This window comes from Halorubrum sp. B53 (assembly GCF_059752395.1).
In genome coordinates, this window is record NZ_MWTH01000006.1 from 369,088 (window position 1) to 391,599 (window position 22,512).

The window sequence follows — 22,512 nt, forward strand, 5'->3', positions numbered from 1 at the left end:
AAGTGTATTATATTGCCCCCGTCAAACAACCGGTAATGAGCAACGACACGAACGAAGCGGCGGTCCTCTCCCGACGGCGGTTCGCCGGCATCGGCGCCGGCGTCCTCGCGGGAGGTCTCGCCGGTTGCACGGGGAACGCGGCCGAGCCCGGCGGGTCCGACGGAGCGAATTCGGCGGGCAGCGACACCGGCACCGACGACGGCGAGTACACGATCGTGGCCTCGTTCTTCACCTTCTACGACTTCGCTGACACGCTCGCCGAGGGAACGGCCCTGAACGTCGAGAACCTGGTTCCGACCGGGCTCCACGGCCACGGCTGGGAGCCGGACCCGTCGATCCAGCGTCGGATCACCGACGCCGACGCCCTCGTCCACGTCGGCCCCGACTTCCAGCCGTGGGTCGACCGTGCGATCGACACGCTGGAAGCGGAGACGACGGAGACGGCGCTTATCAACGCCCGCGCCGGCGTCGAGCTCCTGGACCTCGCCGACTCGCTGACCGAGGACGAGGCAGTCGAGGACGCGAAGGACCCGCACTTCTGGCTCGACCCGCAGCGCGCGAAGGTCGCGGTCGCGAACATCGCCGACGGGCTCGCGAGCGTCGCTCCCGACGACGAGGCCACCATTCGCGAGAACGCCGACGCGATCGACGCGGAGCTCGACGCGCTCGACGAGGAGTGGACGGCCGTCTTCGACGCCGCCGAGCGCGACGTGGCGTTCCTCGCCGCGCACAACGCGTTCCAGTACGTCTCGGAGCGCTACGGCGCGACGATCGAGCCGCTGGTGGTGAACCTCGCGGCCAGCAACGACGTCCGGCCGGCCGACATGCAGCGTGCGCAGGACACGATCGCCGCCAACGACATCCGCCACATCGGCGCGGCCGTCTTCGAGCCGATCCGCCCGGCGAGACAGCTGTTGGAACAGACCGACGTCGAGGCGTACTTCCCGGTGACGCCGTACGCCGGGACGGCGGAGTCGTGGGTCGAGCGCGGCTGGGGCTACTTCGAGATCGCCCGCGAAGTGAACCTGCCGACGTTCCGGATCCTCCTCGGCGTCGAGGATCTCGAGGACGTGACGTTCGCCGACTACGGCCGGAACTTCGAGCCATGAGCGAGGCGACCGCCGCCGAGCGCTCCGCCGCGACCGACGGGAAACCCCTCGTTGACGTCCGCGGGCTGACGTTCGGCTACGCCGCGACGCCGGTCGTCGAAGACGTGAACCTACGGGTCGACCGCGGCGAGTACGTCGGGATCGTCGGGCCGAACGGCTCCGGCAAGAGCACCCTGCTCCGCCTGATCTTGGGCCTCCACGAGGCCGACGCGGGGTCGGCCGAGCTGCTCGGTCATCCCGCCCGGGCGTTCTCCGAGCGCGAGCGCGTCGGCTACGTCGCCCAGGACGTGACGGAAGACGAGAAGCGGATGCCGATCACGGTGGCCGAAGTCGTCCTGATGGGGCGGTTCCCGCACGCCGGCTTCGGCCGCGTGACCGCCGCCGACCGCGACCGCGCCCGCGACGCGCTGGAAACGGTCGGGATCGAGCACCTCGCCGATCGGAAGATCACCGCGCTCTCGGGCGGGCAGCGTCAGCGGGCGTACATCGCCCGTGCGCTCGCCGGCGAGGCGGAGCTGCTGGTTCTGGACGAGCCGACCGTCGGCGTGGACGCCGAGTCGGTCGACGCCTTCTTCGACCTCCTCGACGGGCTCGTCGCGGACGGGCTCACCGTCCTGCTCGTCGAACACGACATCGGCGCCGTCATCGAGCACGCCTCGCGCGTTGTCTGTCTCAACCGCGAGGTGTACTTCGACGGCGACCCGGCGGCGTTCGCCGAGAGCGACGCGCTCGCCCGCGCTTACGGGACGAACGTGCAGCTCGAAGAGGGAGGGATCGTCACGTGATCCCGCCCGTCTCCTCGTCCGTCGCGCTCGTTCCGCTCCTCTCCGCCCCCTTCGACCTCCTCTCGCGGCTCGTCGGGCTCTGGAGCGACGGGCTCGGGTGGGTCGGCGACCGGCTCGGGATCGCCATGCTGGAGTACGTCTTCATGCACCACGCGTTCCTCGTCGGCGCGCTCATCGCGGTGATGGCGCCGCTGATCGGCACCTTCCTCGTCCACCGGCAGCTCGCCCTCATCGGCGACGCGCTCGCGCACACCGCCTTCGCGGGCGTCGCCGTCGGACTCTTCGTCAACTCGGTGCTCGGCACGGGGATCTCGCCGTACGTCACCGCCGTCATCGTCGCCGTGATCGCCGCCTTAGCGATCGAGCTGATCGCTGAGACCACCGACGCGTACAACGACGTCTCGATGGCGATCGTGCTCTCGACCGGGTTCGCGCTCGGCGCGGTCCTCATCAGCTTAAATACCGGCGGGCTCGCGGTCGGCATCAACCAGTACCTGTTCGGGAACCTCTCGACCGTCTCGCGGGAGAACGCCGTCCTGCTGGTCGTTCTCTTCGCGATCGTCGCGCTCGTCGTCACGGTCACGTACAAGCAGCTGCTGTACGTCACCTTCGACGAGACGGCCGCCAGGGTCGCCGGCATCAACGTTCCCTGGTACAACCGCCTGATGACGACGCTGACCGCCCTCGTCGTCGTCGGTGCGATGCAGATCATGGGCGTCATCCTCGTCGCGGCGATGCTCGTCGTCCCCGTGGCGGCCGCCGCCCAGCTGGCTCGGGGATTCCGTGAGGCGCTGCTGGCGTCCGTCGTGCTGGCGCAGATCGCGGTGGTCGCCGGGATCACGCTCTCGTTCAACTACAACACGACCGCCGGGGGCACCATCGTCCTCGTCGCCGTCGGCGTCTACATCGCCGCGGTGCTCGCCGGGAAGGTCCAGTCGCGACGCGCGGGCGACGAGGTCCCCGAGCGCGCCGATGGCGCCGAGCCGGCGGGGGGCGTGGGCGAGAGCGTGGCAGACGGTGTCGACGCCGCCGAGCGGTCGACGAGCGACTAGTCCGCCCGCTCCGAGGGCCCGTCGCGGAGGTTTCCGTCGAGCCCGAGGCCGACGCGGTCCCCGTACCGGTCCCAGACGACCACCAGCGACGGGACCAGCAGGATCGAACAGAGGTACGCGTACAGCACGCCGAGCGCGAGCAGCACGCCGAAGTCCCGCAGGAGCGGGATCACCGCGAGCCAGAGCACGCCCAACCCGCAGACGGTCGTGAGCATGCTCCCGGTGAGCGCGCCGCCCGTGCCCGCGATGGTGACGTCGAGCGCCTCGTCGACCGGGAGGCCGGCCTTGAACTCGTCGACGAAGCGGTGGACGAAGTGGACGGTGTAATCCACCCCGAGCCCGATCGACACCGAGAGGATCGGCGCGTTGATCGGCGTCAGCGGGATGTCGAACAGCCGCATCGACCCCACGAGCAGGCCGACCGTGACGAGCACGGGGACGAGGTTGAGGAGGCCGTAGACCGCCTTCCCCTCCAAGTAGGCGTACGACAGCGCGAGGAAGGCCGCGGTGAGCGCGAACGCGGCGATCAGGCTCCGGATCGCGGACTCGGTGAGCCGGTCGATCACGGCCTCGTTGACGACGAGGTCGCCCGTCGGCACCGCCTCGAGCGGGGTTCGCTCGGCGAGTTCGCGGACGTCCGCGACCGCCTCGGAGTTGTCGACGCCGGGGCGGATCGTGTAGTCGATCCGCGCGCTCCCGCGGTCCTCCGCGAGGTATCCGCGCGCCTGGCCTCGGGCGGGCGAATCCAGCAGCGCGTCGTACACCTCGTCGACGTCGCGGTCCGGGACGCCCGTGCCGAGCCGGTCGTTGCGGTCCACCAAGGCGGCGAACTCGGGGTCTCGCTCCGCGTGGTCCTCGATGACGGTCACGACGCTCGTGGAGGCGGCGCGGCGCTCGTCGGTCGTCTCGAAGGTGTCCGGCGGGTTGCGCGTGGTCCGGTCGATCAGCTCCAGGGCGTCGTCGTCGCGCACGGACTGGTCGACGTACAGCGTCACGCTCCCGACGAAGCTCTGCTCGAACTCCTCCTCGAACAGCGTGAGCACGCGGAGGAAGGTGTACTCCGTCGGCGCCAGCGGCTCCGGCAGGTTCGAGTACGTCTCCAGCCGCTCTTCGTCCGGGAAGAACGCCTCCTCCGAGAACTCGGTGTTCACGCCGGTCCCGTAGGCGCCGCCGACCGCCCCGCCGACGAGCAGCAGGGCGACGACGGCCACGGGGGCGATCCGCGAGAGGTCGACGCCGACGTGCAGCACTCTCCCGAGCCGCGACCCGCCCGACCCGAGCGCGGTCGTCCCGAACTCGGGGATCGGGAGCCGCTCGCGCCAGCGGTCGACGAGCACCTTCGCGGCGGGGAGGAACACCCCGAACACCGCGAGGGTGAAGACGATCCCCGCCGCGGCGACGAGCCCGAAGTCGCGGTTCGGCTCGAAGGGGCTGGCCACGTTCGAGGCGAGCCCGAAGACGGTGGTGATCGTGACGAGCAGGAAGGCGATCAGCAGCTGATCGGTCGTGGTCCGCATCGCGGCCTCGATCCCTAACCCCTCCCCGCGCTCCTCCCGGTAGCGGTTGACGATGTGGATCCCGAAGTCGATCCCGACCGCCAGCAGCAGCGGGAAGACGGTGATGAGCGAGTCGGAGAACGGAATCCGTGCGTACCCCATGAATCCGAACGTCCACAGCAGCGACATGAGGAGGGCGACGAGCCCGATCGCCATGTCGATCGGGTCGCGGTAGGCGAACACGAGGAAGCCGAGGATGAGCAGGAGCGCCGCGGGAAAGACGATGATCGCGGTGTCGGTCAGCAGCGCCGCGATCTCCGACTGGAGGACGCCGTCGCCGAAGAGGACCGCGTTCTCGCCGGCGTCGTTCCCCGGCACCGAGTCGACGACCGCGACGCTCCGCGTCTGCAGCTCGGTCACCCGAGCCGTCGTCGCCGACTCTGGCAGATCGTAGGTGACCCCGACGATGGCGGCCCCGGCCTCCTGGGCGGTCGGGTTGTAGTCCACCGACACCTGCGCCGCGACGGCGCCCGCCGCGTCGGCGTCGGCGATTGCCGCCCGCAGCTCGCTCGGCGTCGCGTCCGCGACCGCGTCGCGGCGCTCGCCCGGCGTCTCCGCGGTCGGGTCGAGCCGGCGGGCGATCGCGTCGGCGTGGCTCGTCGTCGAGCCCACCCGGAGCGTCGACCGCGACTCCAGCCGCTCTTGGGTCTCTAAGACGCGGATCAGCGTCGACCGCGAGAGCACGTTGTCGTCGGTGACGATCACCTGCGCGGAGGTCGCCGACCCGCCGATCGACGTCTCGAACTCCTCGTCGATGTCGTCGAGCGCGCGCTGGGCGGGGATGTCCTGCGTGAACTGATCGGCGCCGGCCGAGGTGGTGATCCCCCCCACCCCCCCGACGGCGACGACGCTGATCAGGAGGAAGACGGCGATCACCGCCGCCGGTCGCTCCGTGACGAGCGCGTCGACCCGCTCGACGAGCCGGTCGGCCGCGGTCACGGCCGCCTCCGTCGGCTCCGGGCCCATCGCTCGATCAGATCCGCGCGGGCGCTGTGGTCGCCCATCCGGTCACCGCCGCCGGTAGAGGACGACCGCTCCCGCGCCGGCGACGACGACGAGGAGGCCGACGGCGAGCGGGACGACGGGGAGCCCGCCCTCGTCGGTCGACTCGGTCACCTCGACCGGGTACTGCGTGACGTCGGAGATCCGGTCGTTGCCGCGCTCGTCGTCGTAGCGGAAGTCCAACTCGATGGGGTGGGTCTCGACGCTCGCGTCGGGCGCGGCGGCCACCTCGAAGGCGATCTTCGTCGACTCGCCGGGCGCCAGCTCGTCGACGAACGCCTCGTCGTTGGGGGCCGAGAGCGGGCTGTCGGCGTACAGCCCGGCGTTGATCGACGAGAGCGTCTCCGGGCGCTGATTGGTGATCTCGAAGGTCACCTCCCGCGTCTCGCCGGCCGGAACGGTCGCGTTGTCGGCGACGAGATCGAACTCCGGCTGTCGCGGCGCGACCTCGATCCGCTGGGTCTCCTCGACCGCGATCGTCGAGTCGCCGCTCGTGTACTCGGTGGTGAACCGGAACTGTCGCGGGCCGGGGTCGGCGCTTCCGCTCACGTCGGCGTCGAAGGAGAACTCGACCGATTCGCCGGCCGGGACGGTCGGAAGCGCGTACCGCCGCTCGCCCACCGTCACCCGCTGGCTCTGCGGGTCGACGAGGAGCACCGCGTCGTCGACGTCGAGCGGCCCCTCGTTGGTGAGCGTCCCGCTGACGGTCCCGGAGTAGCCGACCTCGAGGGTCCCGTCCACGTCGTCGATCGCGAACGACTGCTCGGCGATCGGCACCACCCCGGCCCGCGACGAGGGCGAGGTCTCGTCGATCCCGTCGGCGTCCCGGTAGTCGACCGACGTCACGAGCGCGTACGCCCCGCTCCCGAAGTCGGGCGAGACCGTCGAGTCGAACGTCACGGTCCGGTTCTCGCCGGGCGCCCAGTCGCCGACGTACGAGTCGGCGCTCCCGTCGCCGACCACCGCCGCGCTGCCGGTCGACCGCCCGGTGACGATCGCGTCGCGGGCCACCTCGTCGCCGACGTTCCGGAGCGTCGCGGTCACGTCGCCGCCCCCACCGACCTGCGCGTCGGTGTCGGTCTCGACGATCGCGAACCGCGCGCCGTCGTCGACGACGACGGTCACGTCGAAGCGGTCGGTACCGCGGGTGTCCTTGTGGTTGTTGAACTCCGGGATGATCTCGAACGTGTACCGGTAGCGGGCCGTCACCTCGACCTCGTACCTCCCGTCCGGCACGTCGCCGGGGACCGTGACGTCCAGCGGGACCTGCACGGGGCTCGCGTCGGTCCGCACGTCGCCGACGACCGTCCGGCCGCCGTCGAACTCGATCGGCACGTCGCCGTCATCGACCTCGAGCGTGAGCCCGCGCGCGGTCGTCACACGGGGGTCGAGCTGGTTCCCGAACTCCATCTCGCCGGTGTTGAGGACGTCGAGCGTCACCGTCGACTCGGCGCCGCTCGGGACCGTCCGCTGGGAGGCGAACAGCTCGAGCGCTGGCGACCCGCGGATCTGTCGCTCCGTCGTCTGCGCGGCGATACCGCCGTCCGCGGTCGGACCGACCGCCGCCGTCTGGCCGCCGTCGACCGCGGGTCCGGTCGGCGCGGCGGCCCCGGCGAACGCGGCGGCGCCGACGAGGGCCGCGACGGAGACCGCCGCGAGAACAAGCGTGCCGATCCGGGCGAGCCGGCTCATCTCCCGCCTCCGTCACCGTCCTCGTCGGCCGCGGGAGGGCACCGAGCCGACGACCGACCGCCGAACGCGTCGCGTCGAGTCATAGTACCGTGTGGGTCGCTCTCGTGTTAAGCGTGTTGAATGAACGTTCAATCAGGACCGTTTTGTAGGTGACCGCGGTAGGACGCCCATGCACGACCCGTTCGCGGAGCCGACCGACACCCGGCAGGCCATCCTCGGGGCCGCGTTCCGCGCGCTCTGCGAGCACGGGTACGCCGACCTCACGATCAGCCGGATCGGCGAGGAGTTCGACAAGAGCCCGTCGCTCGTCTACCACCACTACGACGGGAAAGACGAGCTGCTGGTCGACCTGCTCGGGTTCCTCCTCGACGGGTTCGAGTCGTCGCTGTCGGCGGGCGAGTTCGATCTCCCGCCCCGGGAGCGGCTCGACGCCTACCTCTCGGCGACGATCCGCCCCGGGTCGGTCGACGACGAGCACGCGCCGGACGCGCGGTTCCTGACCGCCATCGTGGAGCTCCGCGCGCAGGCCGCCAGCGACGACGCCTACCGCGACCACTTCGACCGCAGCGACCGCGTGTTCGGGCGGTTCCTCGAGCGCTCCGTCCGCGAGGCCGCGGCCGACCTGGACGCGGATTCCGCCGACGCGGGCGACGTTGACACCGGCGGCGAGGCCGCCGACCGGGTCACCCCCGCCGAAGTGGCGGCCACGCTCCAGACGCTCGCGACCGGCGGGATGCTCCGCTGGGCGACGACCGGCGACCGGGGCTGGGTCGACGACACCCGACGCGGCGGCCGGCGATATTTAAATACGATGCTCCCCCGAGTCGACGTCGAGGCGTGAGCCCGGGGCCGTGGTCGGGACGAAACGGGCGTATTTAAACTGGAAGCGTCGCCGTCAGCGCTCGGTGACGCCCTCGGCGTTCATCCGGCTGACCTCCTCTTCTAGCCACTCGCGGAGCCACTTCACGCGCTTGATGCGCTGGTGGGCGATGCTCTCGGCGGTGTCGGAGACGACGCGGTCGGTGTGGTCGTGCGCGCGTTGGAGCACGCGGTCGACCATCTTCGCGGCGTCCATGTGCGTGCGGGACTCGTACCCCATCCGCAACAGCATCAGCACGGCGCCGTTGGCGCCGACCTTGTCCAGCACGTCGGCCTCGATCAGCGACCGGCTCTCCAGCGACACGTTCGACAGGTCGCCCGTGTACGAGTGGTCGACGACCGCTCCGCACACCTCCTCGACGAACGATTCGGGGTAGTCCCCGCGGCTCTGGAGGTACTCGCGGGCGACGCGCGCGCCGGCCTCGGCGTGCACGTCCTGCTCCGCCTCCAGCTTCGCCACGTCGTGGAACACCGCGGCCACCCGGACGACGTCGACGTCGGCGCCCTCCGCCTCGGCGATCTCAGTCGCGAGGTCGACGACGTTGAGGATGTGGTTGAACCGGTAGTCCGCGGAGTGCCACGGGTACCAGCGCATCCGCCCGCCGTCCTCCTCGCTCTCGACGCTGGCCGCGAGGTAATCTCTCACAAACCCTTTCATCTCCTCGAAGTCCTCGTCGCTCACCTCCGTTTCCTTAATCTCGACGCCCACGGGGACCACCTCGGGCGAAAAACTCGTGATTCATTACCGTAACCGAGGAGCGTTTCGTTCTTAGTCGTTACGACGGGCGGCGATCCGCGGCGTTCGGGGCGCGGTCGCCGACTGCCGCCGGTCGAGACCGTCGGCGGGTCCGCCGTTCTCGGCCGCGCGCTCGGTCTCGCGCGTCGCGGGCCGTCTCGGGGCCGCGGGTCGGTCGAAACGACGAGGTTCTTAAACAGGGCGGGCGAGAACACTGTCGTATGTGGGGCCCCTGGGACGACGGCGAGAAGGCCCGGTTCCAGCGGGCCGCGGGGGTGAACATCCTCGGCAACGCGCTGAAGATCGCGGTGGTGGGCGCCACCGGGGTAGCCTTCGGCAGCGTCGCGCTGCTCGCCGACGCCGCGCACTCGGTCGCCGACCTCGTCGCGAGCGCGGTCGTGTTCGTCTGGGGCGGCTCCCGCTACGACGCCGCCGACGAGACGCACCCCCACGGTCACCAGCGGATCGAGCCGCTGACGGCGCTTTTCGTCGGCGCGGTCATCGTCCTGCTCGGCGTCCTGCTGCTGCGCGAGTCGGTCTCCGAGCTCCTCGGGTCGCCGGGGGTCGAGGCGGATCCGATACTCGTCGCGGCGCTGCTGTTCGCGCTGGTCGACATGTACCTCCTCTACTGGTACACGGAGCGCGTCAACGCGACCCTCGGCTCGACGGCGCTCACCGCGCTCGCGGCCGACTGTCTCAACGACATCTACACCACCGTCGCGGCGGTGGTCGGCGTGTTCGGTGCCCTGCTCGGGTTCCCCGTCCTCGACCCGGCCGCCGGCGCGCTGGTCAGCCTCCTCGTGGTCTATCAGGGCGTCGAGATCGGCCGCGAGAACGTCACGTACCTCGTCGGCGCGGCGCCCCCGGTCGGGGACCGCGAGCGCGTCACCGAGGCGCTCCGCGAACACCCGGCCGTCGAGGGCGTCCATGACCTGACGGTGTACTACGACGGCACGGAGCTAGAGGTCGAGGTCCACGTCGAGGTCGACGGCGGGATGACGCTCCGGGAGGCCCACGACGTCGAGACGGCGCTCGTCACCGGGCTCCGGGACTTGGAGGACGTCGGGGACGTCCACGTCCACCTCGACCCCTCCGGTCTCGGTGAGTGGAAAGACGCCCGGGAGGGGACCGGCGGGTTCGAACCGTTCGACGGCACAGAGACGGCCGATGACGCCGAGGCGACCGACGGTCCGGGAACGCGAGACGCCTGAGCGGAGGCCCGGTGCCCCTTTTTTAAACGCGCGCTCGAAGCTGCTCGGACCGCGGCGTCGCCGCCGTGCGGGTTTTGGCCCTCGCGACCCTACCGTCCGTATGTTCGGACGCCGCTGGCTGGAGATGACCTGGCGCGACGGGCTGTTCTGCCACTGGCCGGTCGACCCCGCCGTCGTCGACGAGACGCTCCCCGCGGGGCTCTCCGTCGCCACGCACGACGGGGACGCCTACCTCGGCGTCGTCGCGTTCGTGATGGACGACATCCGCCCCCGGGGCGTCCCCGTCGGGCTCTCGTTCCCGGAGCTCAACCTCCGGACCTACGTCGAGGGACCGAACGGCCCCGGCGTCTATTTTTATAACCTCGACGCCGACGACCGGCTCGGCGTGGCGGTCGCCCGGCGGCTGTTCGCCCTGCCGTACTACCGCGCCGAGATGAGCGCGACGCGCGTCGGCGACGACGGGACCGTTCGGTTCCGGAGCCGCCGGACGCACCGCGGCGTCCCGAGCGCCCGGTTCGACGCGACCTACGGTCCGGCCGGCGAGGCGTTCGCGGCCGAGCCGGGGTCGCTCGCGGCGTTCCTCCTCGAGAACTACCGCTTCTACGCGCACGGGAACCGCCTCTACCGCGGCGAGATCGCCCACGAGCCGTGGACCCTGCGCGAGGGGACCGCCGACGTCCGGGAGAACACGCTGTTCGCGGCGAACGGCTTCGAGCGCCCAGACGGCGACCCGCTCGTCCACTACGCGGAGCCGATCGACGTGAGCGCGGACCGGCTCCGGCGGGCCTGACGACGGTCGAGCGACCGGCGACGGCGGGACCGCCGAGCGGGGAGGACGGGACCGCCGAGCGACGCCCGTTTCGCCCGGACTTATACGTCGGCGCCGACAACGGCGGCGTATGAGACACGGACACGCGGCGGGGGAGCGTCGATGACGACACAGACGTTACACCCCCGTATTCGGGTCGTGTGGGTCCTCCGCGCGGTACTGGTCGCCGCGGTGCTCTCCCTCCCGTTCGCCGGCGCGTACTACCTCGGCCGGCTCCCGATGTGGGCGCCGGCCGTCGCCGGCGGCGTCTTCCTCGCCGTCGGGGTGGTCCACGCGGTACTCAAGTACCGGCGCTGGAGCTACGAGATCCGCGAGGACGCGCTGTACCTCGACCGCGGCGTGGTCACGCAGGTCCGGACGACCGTCCCCCTGGTGCGGATCCAGCACGTCGACTCGCGGCGCGGGCCGGTCGAGCGCGGCGCCGGGCTCGCCTCCTGCGTCGTCTACACGGCCGGCTCCCGCGGCGCCGACGTCCGGATCCCGGGACTGACGCCGGACGGCGCGAGCGACCTCCGCGAGGAGCTGAAGCGACTGGCGATCCGCGCGGACGGGGAGGACGCGGTGTGAAGCTCGCGCCCCAGTCGGTCCCGTACCGCGCGCTCCAGAAGGTGTCGGGATTCGTCGTGATCGCCTTCTTCGTCGCAAACAGCAACGACTGGGGGCTCCCGGCGGCGGCCGCGGCCGGAGGGGCGATCCTCCTCGCCGCGCTCGCGTACGAGGTCGCTTACTACCGGCGGTTCGCGTACGAGCTCACGGCGGACACCCTCGACATCTCCTCCGGCGTGATCTCACGCCGCGAGCGGGAGATCCCCTACCGGCGGATCCAGAACGTCGACGTGAGCCAGAGCGTGTTCCAGCGGGCGCTCGGGATCGCGGCGGTCGACCTCGAGACCGCGGGCGGCTCCTCCACCGAGGGGTCGATCCGGTTCGTCAAGCCGGACGAGGCGACCCGGCTCCGGCGCGAGGTCCAGCGCCGCAAGTCCGGCTCGTCGGGCGGCGAGGCCGACGGAACCGCCGGCGACGACGAGGCCGCCGACCGCGGCGCGGTCGGTCCGGAGGAAGAGGAGCTGTTCGCCATCTCGCCGGGCGAGCTCGCCCTCGTCGGGGCGCTGTCGTTCGACGGCCGGCTTATCGGCCTGTTGGCCTTTTTAAGCTCCGGGTCGGTGCCGGTGCTCTCGGGATTCATCCCCGAGGCGTCCGCCGCCGCGCTCACCGCGACCGCCATCGTCGCCGTCGGCGGGCTGTTCCTCGTGTCGTGGGTGCTCGGCGCGGGGGTCGCGTTCTCGAACTACTACGGCTTCCGGCTCTCGCGGGCCGGCGACGAGCTCCGGTACGAGCGCGGGCTGTTCCGACGGTACAGCGGCTCGATCCCGACCGAGAAGGTCCAGACGCTGACGATCTCCGACAACCCGGCGAAGCGGGCGCTCGGCTACGCGAGCCTCTCTATCGAGACCGCCGGCTACGCGCCCGGCCAATCCGGCGACGGGGGGAGTCAGGCGGCCGTCCCCATCGCGACGACCGACCGCGTCTACCGGCTCGCCCACGAGGTGGAGTCGTTCGGGGCGCCGACGTTCTCGCGGCCGCCGAAGCGGATCCGGTGGCGCTACGTCTTCCGGTACGCGATCGCGGTCGCGGTCCTCGTCGGGATCGCCTTCGCGATCGACTGGTACGTCACGCCCGACCTCCCGTGGTACGGGCCCGCGGTCCTCCTGCTGGCGGTGCCGCCGGCCGCGCACCTGAAGTGGAAGCACCGCGGCTACTGGCTCGGCGACGACCATCTCCTCACGCGCAACGGCTTCTGGAGCCGGACGGTGACGGTCGTCCCGTACTACCGGATCCAGACCGTCATCGACAGCCGGACGGTCTTCCAGCGCCGCTGGGACGTGGCGACGATCGTCGCCGACACCGCCGGGAGCAGCTCGCTCGCCGGCACGTCGGCCGCCGCCGTCGACTTCGAGCTCGACGAGGCGATCGAGCTCCGCGAGACGCTCCAAGAGCGGCTTCAGTCGGCTCTCACGTCCCACCGGGATCGGCGGGACCGATTCGAGTGGTTCGAGGGCGACGTCGACGAGCTGGTCGAGTCGGACCCCGACGCCGACGCCGCGGAGGCCACCGACGCCGCAGATACCACAGAGATCGAAGGCGCTGCGGACACCGCCGAGATCCCCGACGCCGAAGGCGTCTCCGACGCCACGGACACCGCGACCTCCGACGCCGACGGGACCGACACCGAAGCGACCGGGATCCCCGACGCCACGGACGCGGAAGACGTCGAGGAGAGCCCGGACGTACCCGACGACGGCGTGATCAGGCCGGACTTCTCCACGAGCGATCGGGACTACTCCGAGCCCGCGGAGCGGATAGACACCGGCGAGTACGCCGTGGACCGGTTCCCCTCTGACGCGGACGTGGCGCATCGCGGGGACGAACCGCGGGAGGAGAGCGACGACGAACCGACGGTGGACGACGGAAGCACGGCTGATGACGAAACCGACGGCGGTTCCGCCGAGAGCGACGACACGACACCGGCCGACGGCGAAACCGCAGACGGCGAGAAGTAACGCGGCGTCCGCGGCCCCCTACTCGTCCAGCAGCTGCTGCGCGATCGTGTTCCGCAGCACTTCGCTCGTCCCCTCGTAGATCTCCGACAGCTTCGCGTCGCGGTAGAAGCGCTCGGCGGGGAAGTCTTTCGTGTAGCCGTAGCCGCCGTGGATCTGGATCCCCTCGTTGGCGACCTCCCGGGAGATCTCCGAGGCGTACAGCTTCGCCTGCGCGGCCTCCTTGATGTAGTCCTCGCCGCGCATCTTCAGGTCCGCCGCCTCGTGCATCAGCAGCTCCGCGGCGCGGGCCTTCGTGTCCATGTCCGCGAGCTTGTGCTGGATCGCTTGGAAGTCGGCGATGGCGCGGTCGAACTGCTCGCGCTCCTGCGCGTACGACGCCGCCTCGTCGAGCGCGGCCCGCGCGATGCCGACGGAGCGCGCCGCGATCGTGATCCGCCCGCCGTTGAGCGTTTTCAAGGCCTGTACGAACCCCTCGCCCTCCTCGCCGAGCCGCCGGTCCTCGGGGATCCACATGTCGTCGAAGCGGAGCTCGGCGGTCGGACACCCCTTGTCCCCGAGCTTCTCCTCCGTCCCCTCCACGATGAACCCGTCGTCCTCCTCGGGGCGGACGACGAACGCGGAGATGCCCTTCCGGCCGGCGTCGGGGTCGGTCTTCGCGAACAGGGTGACCGTGTCCGCGACGGAGCCGTTCGAGATCCAGAGCTTCCCGCCGTTAACGACGTAGCCGTCGCCGTCGGGTTCGGCTGTGGTCGACATCGCGGGCACGTCCGAGCCGGCCTCGGCCTCCGAGAGCGCGAACGCCCCGACGTCCTCGCCGGTGTTCAAGGCGGTGAGGTACTCGTCCTTCTGGCGCTCGTCGCCGAACTCGTACAGCATGTTGCCCGCAAGCGAGGTGTGCGCGGCGACGACGGTGCCGAGCCCCCCGGAGCCCCGCGAGATCTCGGCGAGGCCGATCGCGTAGCTGTGGTAGTCGAGGCCGGCGCCCTCGTACTCGACGGGGAACGGCATTCCCAGGAGCCCCAACTCGGCCATCTCGTCGATCAGGTCGGCCGGGAACGCGTCGGTCTCGTCGATCTCGGCGGCCCGCGGAACGACCTCCTCGTCCACGAACTCCGCGACCGTGTCGCGGATCTGACGCTGTTCCTCGGTGAGCGTGAAGTCCATGCCACTCTCTCCCGGGCACGGCGACTTATCGGTTTCCACACGATCCTACACGGGGAGGCCGTTTCTCGCGGTCGGTCGGCGCGCACTCGGTCGATTTCGTCCTTCGGCGGCCGCCGCAATCGACGTCGATCGGGCGCGTGGAGGCCTGCGGCGTTCCACGAGGCTTTTTATGCGTTGTGCCGTAAGTGTCGGTAACCGAATGAGCGGACGAGAACACGGTCCCGTCGAGCCCGACCTCCCGTGGTGTCACGAGGCGGTTCAGGGCGTTTCTCGGACCTTCGCGCTGACGGTCGACGTGTTGGAGGAGCCGATGGCCTCGCAGATCTGCGTGGGGTACCTCCTCTGTCGAGTCGCCGACACCGTCGAGGACGCCGGCCACATCCCGCCCGAAGCCCAGAGCGACGTGTTGCGCACGTACCGCGACGCGATCGACCCCGACGCGGACGTCGACATCGGCGCGTTCCGCGAGGCCGTCGACGAGTGGCTCCCGGCCCCCGCCGAGCGCGACGAGGACTGGGAGGTCGTCGCCGAGGCCCCGACGATCGTGGCGACGTTCGAGGACCTCGATCCCGAGGCCCGCGAGGCCATCGTTCCGCCCGTGCTGGAGATGGTCGACGGGATGGCGATGTTCGTCGACCGCCACGCCACCGAGGGCGGGCTCCGCATCGACGACCGCGACGAGTTAGAGCAGTACTGCTACTACGCCGCCGGCACCGTCGGCAACCTCATCACGAACCTCCTCACCCGCGGCGACGTGGGCGAGGAGCGGGCCCGGCGCCTCCGGGAGACCGCCGAGGAGTTCGGGCTGCTCCTCCAGCTCGTCAACGTCTCGAAGGACGTGTACGACGACTACACCGAGGAGAACAACGTCTACCTCCCCGCCGAGTGGCTGGCCGACGAGGGGGTCGACCAGGAGCGCGTCGTCCACCCCGACAACCGGGAGTCGTCCGCCCGCGTCGTCGATCGCACCGCCGAGTACGCCCGGTCGTTCCTCGACGACGCGCAGGCGTACCTGGAGACGATGCCGCTCTCGAACGGGAACACGATGGAGGCGTGGACCGTCCCCTACCTGCTCGCGGTCGGCACCCTCCGCGAGCTCAACTCGCGGCCGGAGGACGCGCTCACCGAGACCGGCGTGAAAGTCTCCAGACAGGAGGTGTTCGCGGTGATGTCCGTCGCCGGCGAGGTCGGCCGCGACTCGCTGGCCGACCTCCGGCGGACGATCGCTCGGACACCGTTCCACCGGGCCGTCGAACCGGCCGACTGACGGGACCGGTCGCCGACGCTTTTCCCTTCTTTCTATTTCCGTTTACAGCTGCGCCCGCGCCCGCGAGACCGCGGGCACGCTGACGCCGATCGTCTCAGCGAGTGCCTCGGCGGCGCTCAGCAGCCACTCGGCGCGCTCGATCCGCGAGTCGAGGTCGCCCGGACCGATCCGGTACGCCTCCACGAGCTCCTCGACGGTCGCGCCGCCGATCCACTCGTCGAGGATCCGGGCGGTCTTCACCGACTCCAGCCACTCCTCGAAGTCGTCGGTCTCGTGCATCGCCGTGGTCAGCTCGCCCGCGTTCGCCCGGGCGAACCGGTAGATCTCGGCGCGCTCCTCGTTGCCGAGGTAGGTGTCCTGCATGTCGGGCGTGTCGCAGATCACCTCGAAGACGGTGAGCGTCGTCGCCTCGGACATCTCGCTGGCGGTCCGGAGCCCGGCGACGATCCGCTCGCCGGTCTCCGGCCTGACGTACTGTTTCGAGGTGGTCTCGCCGACCGGCGTGGCGACCAACCGGTACTCCTCGACGCCGCCGGTCTCCCGGCGGACCATCCCGGCCGCGACGAGGTCGTCGACCGCGACCGCGACGGCGTCGGCGAGGCCCCCGGCGCCGGCCTCCCGGGCGTAGAAGGTGCCCTCGAAGACGCCGAGGATCTCCTCTTCCGTCTCAGCGAAGCCGGTCGCGACCGCCGAGAGGACGTGGGTCCGGAGCGAGGCGGGGTCCGCCAGCGTCGACTCGACGGCCTCCGGCTCCCCCTGCACGTAGCGCTCGACGAGCTCGGCCTCGGTATCGTCATCGCCGACGAGCACCGCCTCGCCGTGCGGGTCGAGCCCGGGCCGGCCCGCGCGGCCGCACATCTGGTGGACCTCCAGCGTCGGGAGCCACTCCATCGCGGACCCGGCGTAGCGCTTCTGGTCGCGGACCACGACGCGGCGCGCGGGGACGTTGACGCCGGCGGCGAGCGTCGGCGTCGCGCAGATGCAGGCGACGTCGCGCTCGCGGAACGCGGCCTCGACGACCGAGCGGTGCCCGGAGCGGAGCCCGGCGTGGTGGAATGCCACGCCGGATCGGAGGCAGTCGGCGAGCTGCCGTCCCGTCACCGTGCCGTCCACGTCGGCGACCTCGTCGGCGGCGGTCGCGGCGGCCGACTCGATCCCCATCTCCTCGGCGAGGCCGTCCTCAGCGAGCCGCTCCGCCAGCGCGACCGCCTCGGTCCGCGACCTGACGAACGCGAGGCACTGGCCGCCCTCGGCGACCGTGTCGGCGACGAGCGCGGCCGCGACGTCGCTGTCGTCGGGGCCGTCGTTGTCGCTGTCGTCGGGGGTGTCGCTGTCGCGCTCTCCCGTCTCGTCGTCTCCTTCGCCCCCGACCGCGACGTCGATCGCCGTCCCGTCGTCGAAGTCGACGTGTCCCCCGACGGCGACGCCGGTCCGGAGGTCGACGGGGCGCCAGTCGGACTCGACGAGCGTCGCGTCGAGCCACCCGGCGATCGCCTCCGGGTTGTCGACGGTGGCCGAGAGCGCGACGACCTGCACGTCGGGGTTCCGGCGGCGGAGCGTCGCCAGCGTCACTTCGAGCGTCGGGCCGCGCCGCTCGGCCCCGAGGAGGTGGACCTCGTCGACGACGACGCAGGCGAGCTCGTCCACCCAGCCGGCGCCGTTTCGGATCGCCGAGTCCACCTTCTCGCTGGTGGCGACGACGACGTCGTTGCCCGCGAGCGCCTCGCCCGTGGCGTCGAAGTCGCCCGTGGAGATCCCCACGTCGACGCCGGGGAGCGCGGCGAAAGTCTCGTACTTCTCGCGGGCGAGCGCGCGGAGCGGGCAGACGTACAGCCCCGGGCCGTCGGCGGTCAACAGCCCCAGCTCGGCGACGAACGTCTTCCCGGAGGCGGTGGGGATCGCGGCGACGACGTTCTCGCCCTCGCAGACGCCGGCGTCGACGGCGGCCGCCTGCGGCGGGTACAGCTCCCGGATCCCCCGCTCGGCGAAGTGGTCGACGTACGGCTCGGCGAGCGGGAGGTCGCGGACGCGCATTCGGTCGTCGGTTCGCCCGGACCGTATTTAAATAGTCGGCGGGCTCCGGGAGCGGAATCGGACACGGAGAGAACCGCCGGACCGACGGTCGCCTTCTGGTCAGGCGTCGTCGTCGAACTCCTGGAACAGCTTCTCGAAGTCGTCCTCGTCTTCCGTCACCGCCTCCAGCGACTCGTCGGCCCGCGATCGGAGTTCTTCGATCCGGTCCGTGAGCCGCTGGTACTCGTCGTTGTCGGCGAGTTCGGTGGCGCTCTTCTCGGTCTCCAGCATCGCCTTCTTCGAGGTCAGCGAGAACAGCTCCTGCATCTCCGTGTCGTACTCCCCGCGTCGCAACAGCCCCGCGACCGTCTCTTTGAGGGTGTCGCTGGTGACGGGCTTTACGAGGTAGTCGTCGAACCCCATCTCCAGAATGTCGAAGTCGGGCTCGACGGCGGTCACCATCGCCACCCGGCAGTCGATCCCGCGCTCGCGCACCGCCGACAGCACCTCGTCGCCCGAGAGGCCCGGCATCCGCCTGTCGAGGAGGATCGCGTCGACTTCGTCGTCGACCGCGTCGAGTTCCTCCAGCGCTTCCTGCCCGCCGTACGCGGTCCGGACGCGATACTCGTCGCCGAGCCACGCTGCGTACAGGTCGGCCAGATCCGGTTCGTCCTCGACCACGAGGACCAGCGGCGGTTGCTCACTCATGGATTCTCGGAGCGACGACGTGTTCGCTCACACGTTTCGTCTCTGCGCTGACTATATTAAAATACCTCTTCGGGTCTACGCCGCCGGTACCGCACCGCGGCGGCTGCGCTCCCGGTCGATTACTCGTCCGGGCTGTAGTTCGGCGCCTCGTCGGTGATCATTACGTCGTGCGGGTGCCCCTCGGTCTGTCCGGCGCTGGAGACGCGGACGAACTCGGCGCGTTCGTGCAGTTCGGGGACGGTCTCGGCGCCGACGTACCCCATTCCGGAGCAGATCCCGCCGGTGAGCTGGTGGAGCTCCGAGGCGAGGCTCCCCTTGTAGGGGGTCGCGGCCTCGACGCCCTCGGGGACGAACTCCTCGTCTTCGTCCTCCTCCTTGAGGTAGCGGTCGCCGCCGCCGGACTTCATCGCGCCGACCGACCCCATCCCGCGGTACTGCTTGTACTTTTTCCCCTGCATCGTGATGACGCGCCCGGGCGCCTCGTCGGTGCCGGCGAAGTAGGAGCCGAGCATCACCGCGTTCGCGCCCGCGGCGAGCGCCTTGATCGCGTCGCCGGAGTAGCGGATGCCGCCGTCGGCGATCACGGGGACGCCGTGTTCGGTCGCCACGTCCGCGACCTCCGAGACCGCGGTCATCTGGGGCATTCCGGCGCCGCTCACGACCCGCGTGGTGCAGATCGAGCCCGGCCCGATTCCCACCTTCAGCCCGTCGGCGAAGTCGACGGCGGCCTCGGCGGCCTCGCGCGTGCCGACGTTGCCGACGACGACGTCGGCGTCGACGGTCTCTTTGATCGCCCGGGCGGAGTCGAGCACGTTGAGGTTGTGGGCGTGCGCGCAGTCGATGAAGATCACGTCGACGTCGGCCTCGTCGGCCGCGATCGCGCGCTCCTCCTCGAAGGGGCCGACGGCGACGCCGGCCAGCAGGCGCCCCCGCTCGTCGCGGGCGGCCTCCTCGTGCTCGCGGCGCTGGAGGATGCCCTGCATCGTGACGAGCCCGACGAGTCGGTCGTCGCCGTCGACGATCGGGACGCGCTCGATCTTGTGGTCGTACATCAGCTCGAGCGCCTCGCGGGCGTCGACGTCCTCGGGTGCGGTGATGACCTCGTCGGTCATGGCCTCGCTGACGGCGTCGTCCTCGCCGACTTCCAGGTAGGGGCGGATGTCCGTCCCGGAGATGATCCCGAGGACGGCGTCGTCCTCGTCGACGACGGGGGCGCCCGAGACGCCCTGCCGCTCCATCACGGCGTCGGCCTCGCGCACGGTGTCCTCGGGCGAGACCGTCACGACGTTCTCGCGGCGGATGACGAGCTCGTGGGCGCGCTTGACGCGCTCGACCTCGGCGGCCGTCTCCTCGACGGTCATGTTGCGGTGGAGGACGCCGAGGCCGCCCTCGCGGGCCATCGCGATGGCGAGGTCGCTCTCGGTGACGGTGTCCATCGCCGCCGACAGGACCGGCACGGTGAGTTCGACGTTCTTCGACACGCGCGCGGAGAGGTCCGCGTCGTCGGGCTCCACCCGGCTCTCCTTGGGGCGGAGGAGCACGTCGTCGAACGTCAACGCTTCCGGCACGTCGAGCTTCGCAGAGAATCGACCGGAGTTGGTCTCCATATAAACCGTCATGAGTGGCGGATAAAAAACGTTGCGAGTCAGCACGGACGTGTACGTCATTCTCATCCGAGTTCGTCATATATGCAGTTTTGTGGATCGAACCGCCGTGTCGCGGTCGGTGTCGGATCCGCCCGACACCGGCATCCGTCTCACCTTCTGGACGAACGCGCGGCCGCAGATCGCTCCCCGGGGATCGGTTCCCGCCGATCGCTTCCCGCGGATCGATTTCCACGGATCGGGGATCGAACGCCGAACGCGTCGACCGATCGTCGGCGGAACGAGATATCCGTCGGCGGTTTGTACCCGCATATATAAGGGATCGACAGCGATCGTTCGTGTCGTGCGGACGGGTCTCACACAACCTTTAACGCGACCGAAACGCGTATATGAGGTATGGACTCCGACAGTCCCGTGAACGCGCGTACCGCCGGCCAGCCGATCCGCACCCTCGGCGCCTCCTTTACAGCCGGCAATACGCGCAAATTCTTCACATGGGCTCGTCGGGCCGCTCGCGGCTTCGACTCCGCACGCCGGGCCCTCGGCTATCGCGGGTTGTCCGCTTCCCACCGTCTCCCCGTCGGTCAGGGACATCGCCCCTGAATGAGCGTCTCACGCCACCCGGTAGCGCTCCGCTTAGAGCGGCAGGTGGGCAGCGCGACGAAGCTGCTCGCCACCGTGATGGTGCTGCCGCTGATCGACGGTATCTTTCCTGCCCTGGTCGTCGCGGGCGTCTTGAGCACCGCGACCGGCGTCGTCGAGACCGGGATCCTCATCTTCGGCGGATCGGCGACCGCGGCCGTGATCCTCGCGGAGATGGACGGCGACCGCCGGGAGATGGTGACCTCCGTGCTCCTCATCGGCGCGGTGATCATCCCGCTGGCGGCGCTCGAGGCGGCGTTCGCCCCCACGTTCAGGGGATTCCTCAACCTCCCCGTCTTCGAGCGGTTCGCCGGCCTGGTGATCCTCACGATCGCCGCCAAGACCGCCAGCTCTGAGATAGGCGAGTTCCTGCCGAGTCCCGGCGTCATCATCTCGCTCGGGCTCGTCGCGAGCTTCGACCCGAGCGGCTTCGCGATCGAGACGTCGCCGGAGTACGTGCTCAACGGCGCCGCCGCGGCTGGCGTGGGCGTCGCGTTCGCGCTCTCGATCGCGCTGCTGTCGCCGCACCTCCGCGGTCGGGTCGACATCGACCGCTTCCGGTTCGGTTCTGCGGTCGCGCTCGGCGTGCTCGCGCTCCCGATCCTGCTCGGCCCGTTCGACCTGATGCAGACCGAGGCGCCCATCGCGCTGGCCGTCCTCGCCGTCACCACGCTGTTCGCGTACGACCCGAACGCCGGCCCCGCCGGCGACGACTCGCCGGACGACGACTCACCGGACGACGGCCCCGGCGACGTCGATGACGCGGGCGAGGGCGACGACAGTGACGCCGCGGGCGACGACGCGACCGGGGACGAGGGGCTCGCCCCGACCGACCCGCCGCTCGACTCCCCGCCGAACGCGCCGGGCCCAATCGTCGACGACGACGTGGCGGCGCTGGCCAACGGCGGCGACCGCGACGCGAGCGACGACGACGCGGACCCGTTCACCGACGACGACTCCCGGGCGCCCTGGCTGTAGGCGTCGCGTCGGTCCCCGAGCGGTTCCTGTCTCACCCTACTCGGCTCCCCGTATCAGCGCCGCGCGAACTCGGGCGAGCCCCCGGCGTGTCGCCGGGGTTTAGGTGCTCCGCGGTCTACGCGGGGTATGTCCAATCGCGTCGTGCAGGGGCGGATGGTGACGCCCGAGAAGCTCGCGGAGCTCGTCGAGGGCGAACCGGTGCTCGAAGCCGAATCGATCGCGGACGCCGACCGCGACTGCCCGGAGTGCGGCGGCGACGTCATCACCGTCGGCTACATGCCGAGCGTCACCGAGTTCATCACCGGGTACAAATGTCAGGAGTGCGACTGGAGCGACGACGACCGCTGAGGCGAGGCGTCGGCGGTCCGGCCGAGCAGCCGCCGGCATCGGCGTCGCTCGCGTCGCCCCTGCGTCCCTCGATCGCTCGCGATCGAAACCCCTTTATCCGCGTTTCGGCAATCACCGAGTGCGAAACCGCGTGGGGCTGTGGCCAAGCCAGGCATGGCGACTGACTCCAGAGGTTCGCGCCCGGGACGACACTCCAGACTGATATACCGAGCGGGCGACTGATCATCGCCCGCGTTGACGACCCTCTGGAGTTCCGAGGCGCACCGGAGATATCAGTCGATCGGGGGTTCAAATCCCTCCGGCCCCATAACGGTCTTCACTCTAACGTATCACTTCTTAGTAATAGCTATTCGACTAAAAACAGGTCTGTAACCGG

Annotated in this window: 19 protein-coding genes and 1 tRNA gene; 13 read left to right on the forward strand and 7 right to left on the reverse strand. The window is 70.5% G+C overall.

Features of this window, described 5'->3' with window-relative positions:
- The first annotated feature begins 35 nt into the window (after nt 1–35).
- The 3 genes from B4V06_RS07110 to B4V06_RS07120 are packed head-to-tail and all read left to right on the forward strand — an operon-like array spanning nt 36 to nt 2,946.
- Complete coding sequence (locus tag B4V06_RS07110) at nt 36–1,109, forward strand: metal ABC transporter substrate-binding protein (protein ID WP_498168628.1); 1,074 nt, start codon at nt 36–38, stop codon at nt 1,107–1,109.
- Nucleotides 1,106–1,894, forward strand: coding sequence for a metal ABC transporter ATP-binding protein (locus B4V06_RS07115; RefSeq protein WP_123114789.1), 789 nt, complete (start codon nt 1,106–1,108; stop codon nt 1,892–1,894). Before B4V06_RS07110 ends, B4V06_RS07115 begins: the two co-directional genes overlap by 4 nt.
- Complete coding sequence (locus B4V06_RS07120; RefSeq protein ID WP_498168631.1) at nt 1,891–2,946, forward strand: metal ABC transporter permease; 1,056 nt, start codon at nt 1,891–1,893, stop codon at nt 2,944–2,946. Before B4V06_RS07115 ends, B4V06_RS07120 begins: the two co-directional genes overlap by 4 nt.
- On the opposite strand, the gene B4V06_RS07125 is transcribed toward B4V06_RS07120, so the two are convergent.
- Together B4V06_RS07125 and B4V06_RS07130 are read right to left on the reverse strand one after the other, a co-directional pair.
- On the reverse strand, nt 2,943–5,468 hold the full coding sequence (locus B4V06_RS07125) for an efflux RND transporter permease subunit (protein ID WP_498168634.1): 2,526 nt from the start codon (nt 5,466–5,468) through the stop codon (nt 2,943–2,945). The two genes, B4V06_RS07120 and B4V06_RS07125, sit on opposite strands and share 4 nt — an antisense overlap.
- A gap of 42 nt (nt 5,469–5,510) precedes the next feature.
- A complete protein-coding gene (locus tag B4V06_RS07130) occupies nt 5,511–7,196 on the reverse strand; it encodes a COG1361 S-layer family protein (RefSeq protein ID WP_498168636.1) in 1,686 nt (561 codons plus the stop codon).
- Nucleotides 7,197–7,365: 169 nt separating this feature from the next.
- On the opposite strand from B4V06_RS07130, the gene B4V06_RS07135 reads away from it, so the two are divergent.
- On the forward strand, nt 7,366–8,037 hold the full coding sequence (locus B4V06_RS07135; protein WP_123114792.1) for a TetR/AcrR family transcriptional regulator: 672 nt from the start codon (nt 7,366–7,368) through the stop codon (nt 8,035–8,037).
- A gap of 54 nt (nt 8,038–8,091) precedes the next feature.
- Here the strand turns inward: B4V06_RS07135 and B4V06_RS07140 are convergent, their stop codons facing one another.
- Nucleotides 8,092–8,793: an HD domain-containing protein gene (locus tag B4V06_RS07140; protein ID WP_123114793.1), complete on the reverse strand. Its 702-nt coding sequence runs from the start codon at nt 8,791–8,793 to the stop codon at nt 8,092–8,094.
- A gap of 239 nt (nt 8,794–9,032) precedes the next feature.
- On the opposite strand from B4V06_RS07140, the gene B4V06_RS07145 reads away from it, so the two are divergent.
- From B4V06_RS07145 to B4V06_RS07160, 4 genes are all read left to right on the forward strand, one after another.
- A complete protein-coding gene (locus tag B4V06_RS07145; RefSeq protein WP_123114794.1) occupies nt 9,033–10,022 on the forward strand; it encodes a cation diffusion facilitator family transporter in 990 nt (329 codons plus the stop codon).
- 100 nt (nt 10,023–10,122) lie between these two features.
- The gene (locus B4V06_RS07150) at nt 10,123–10,812 is read left to right on the forward strand and encodes a YqjF family protein (protein WP_498168640.1); all 690 of its coding nucleotides are present in this window, start codon (nt 10,123–10,125) and stop codon (nt 10,810–10,812) included.
- Between the two features lie 141 nt (nt 10,813–10,953).
- Complete coding sequence (locus B4V06_RS07155; RefSeq protein WP_498168643.1) at nt 10,954–11,418, forward strand: PH domain-containing protein; 465 nt, start codon at nt 10,954–10,956, stop codon at nt 11,416–11,418.
- Nucleotides 11,415–13,412: a PH domain-containing protein gene (locus B4V06_RS07160; protein ID WP_498168645.1), complete on the forward strand. Its 1,998-nt coding sequence runs from the start codon at nt 11,415–11,417 to the stop codon at nt 13,410–13,412. The genes B4V06_RS07155 and B4V06_RS07160 overlap by 4 nt, the downstream gene beginning before the upstream one ends.
- 18 nt (nt 13,413–13,430) lie before the next feature.
- Here B4V06_RS07160 and B4V06_RS07165 read toward each other — a convergent pair whose 3' ends face one another.
- Entirely contained in the window at nt 13,431–14,576 is a 1,146-nt protein-coding gene (locus B4V06_RS07165; RefSeq protein WP_498168648.1) for an acyl-CoA dehydrogenase family protein, read from the reverse strand.
- A gap of 199 nt (nt 14,577–14,775) precedes the next feature.
- Between B4V06_RS07165 and B4V06_RS07170 the strand changes: the two genes are divergently transcribed.
- The gene (locus B4V06_RS07170; RefSeq protein ID WP_123114799.1) at nt 14,776–15,843 is read left to right on the forward strand and encodes a phytoene/squalene synthase family protein; all 1,068 of its coding nucleotides are present in this window, start codon (nt 14,776–14,778) and stop codon (nt 15,841–15,843) included.
- A gap of 42 nt (nt 15,844–15,885) precedes the next feature.
- Here the strand turns inward: B4V06_RS07170 and B4V06_RS07175 are convergent, their stop codons facing one another.
- From B4V06_RS07175 to guaB, 3 genes are all read right to left on the reverse strand, one after another.
- On the reverse strand, nt 15,886–17,877 hold the full coding sequence (locus B4V06_RS07175; protein WP_498168651.1) for a DEAD/DEAH box helicase: 1,992 nt from the start codon (nt 17,875–17,877) through the stop codon (nt 15,886–15,888).
- A gap of 99 nt (nt 17,878–17,976) precedes the next feature.
- On the reverse strand, nt 17,977–18,564 hold the full coding sequence (locus tag B4V06_RS07180) for a HalX domain-containing protein (protein WP_123114801.1): 588 nt from the start codon (nt 18,562–18,564) through the stop codon (nt 17,977–17,979).
- Between the two features lie 119 nt (nt 18,565–18,683).
- Complete coding sequence (guaB, locus tag B4V06_RS07185; protein WP_123114802.1) at nt 18,684–20,171, reverse strand: IMP dehydrogenase; 1,488 nt, start codon at nt 20,169–20,171, stop codon at nt 18,684–18,686.
- A 393-nt stretch (nt 20,172–20,564) separates the two neighbouring features.
- On the opposite strand from guaB, the gene B4V06_RS07190 reads away from it, so the two are divergent.
- The 4 genes from B4V06_RS07190 (at nt 20,565) to B4V06_RS07205 (ending at nt 22,443) form a co-directional block, all read left to right on the forward strand.
- The gene (locus B4V06_RS07190) at nt 20,565–20,771 is read left to right on the forward strand and encodes a DUF8099 family protein (RefSeq protein WP_123114804.1); all 207 of its coding nucleotides are present in this window, start codon (nt 20,565–20,567) and stop codon (nt 20,769–20,771) included.
- Nucleotides 20,772–21,788: a DUF5794 domain-containing protein gene (locus tag B4V06_RS07195; RefSeq protein WP_123114805.1), complete on the forward strand. Its 1,017-nt coding sequence runs from the start codon at nt 20,772–20,774 to the stop codon at nt 21,786–21,788.
- A gap of 126 nt (nt 21,789–21,914) precedes the next feature.
- Nucleotides 21,915–22,136, forward strand: a complete 222-nt coding sequence (locus B4V06_RS07200; protein WP_123114806.1) for a DUF5795 family protein — start codon at nt 21,915–21,917, stop codon at nt 22,134–22,136.
- A 132-nt stretch (nt 22,137–22,268) separates the two neighbouring features.
- Nucleotides 22,269–22,443: transfer RNA gene (locus B4V06_RS07205), tRNA-Trp, on the forward strand.
- Nucleotides 22,444–22,512: the final 69 nt, after the last annotated feature.

Excerpts from the sequence above, each read along its gene's own strand:
- B4V06_RS07110 (WP_498168628.1), top strand. The coding sequence starts at position 36 with ATGAGCAACGACACGAACGAAGCGGCGGTCCTCTCCCGACGGCGGTTC.
- B4V06_RS07115 (WP_123114789.1), top strand. The coding sequence starts at position 1,106 with ATGAGCGAGGCGACCGCCGCCGAGCGCTCCGCCGCGACCGACGGGAAA.
- B4V06_RS07125 (WP_498168634.1), bottom strand. The coding sequence starts at position 5,468 with ATGGGCCCGGAGCCGACGGAGGCGGCCGTGACCGCGGCCGACCGGCTC.
- B4V06_RS07130 (WP_498168636.1), bottom strand. The coding sequence starts at position 7,196 with ATGAGCCGGCTCGCCCGGATCGGCACGCTTGTTCTCGCGGCGGTCTCC.
- B4V06_RS07135 (WP_123114792.1), top strand. The coding sequence starts at position 7,366 with ATGCACGACCCGTTCGCGGAGCCGACCGACACCCGGCAGGCCATCCTC.
- B4V06_RS07145 (WP_123114794.1), top strand. The coding sequence starts at position 9,033 with ATGTGGGGCCCCTGGGACGACGGCGAGAAGGCCCGGTTCCAGCGGGCC.
- B4V06_RS07150 (WP_498168640.1), top strand. The coding sequence starts at position 10,123 with ATGTTCGGACGCCGCTGGCTGGAGATGACCTGGCGCGACGGGCTGTTC.
- B4V06_RS07155 (WP_498168643.1), top strand. The coding sequence starts at position 10,954 with ATGACGACACAGACGTTACACCCCCGTATTCGGGTCGTGTGGGTCCTC.
- B4V06_RS07165 (WP_498168648.1), bottom strand. The coding sequence starts at position 14,576 with ATGGACTTCACGCTCACCGAGGAACAGCGTCAGATCCGCGACACGGTC.
- B4V06_RS07170 (WP_123114799.1), top strand. The coding sequence starts at position 14,776 with ATGAGCGGACGAGAACACGGTCCCGTCGAGCCCGACCTCCCGTGGTGT.
- B4V06_RS07175 (WP_498168651.1), bottom strand. The coding sequence starts at position 17,877 with ATGCGCGTCCGCGACCTCCCGCTCGCCGAGCCGTACGTCGACCACTTC.
- B4V06_RS07180 (WP_123114801.1), bottom strand. The coding sequence starts at position 18,564 with ATGAGTGAGCAACCGCCGCTGGTCCTCGTGGTCGAGGACGAACCGGAT.
- guaB (WP_123114802.1), bottom strand. The coding sequence starts at position 20,171 with ATGGAGACCAACTCCGGTCGATTCTCTGCGAAGCTCGACGTGCCGGAA.
- B4V06_RS07190 (WP_123114804.1), top strand. The coding sequence starts at position 20,565 with ATGGACTCCGACAGTCCCGTGAACGCGCGTACCGCCGGCCAGCCGATC.
- B4V06_RS07195 (WP_123114805.1), top strand. The coding sequence starts at position 20,772 with ATGAGCGTCTCACGCCACCCGGTAGCGCTCCGCTTAGAGCGGCAGGTG.
- B4V06_RS07200 (WP_123114806.1), top strand. The coding sequence starts at position 21,915 with ATGTCCAATCGCGTCGTGCAGGGGCGGATGGTGACGCCCGAGAAGCTC.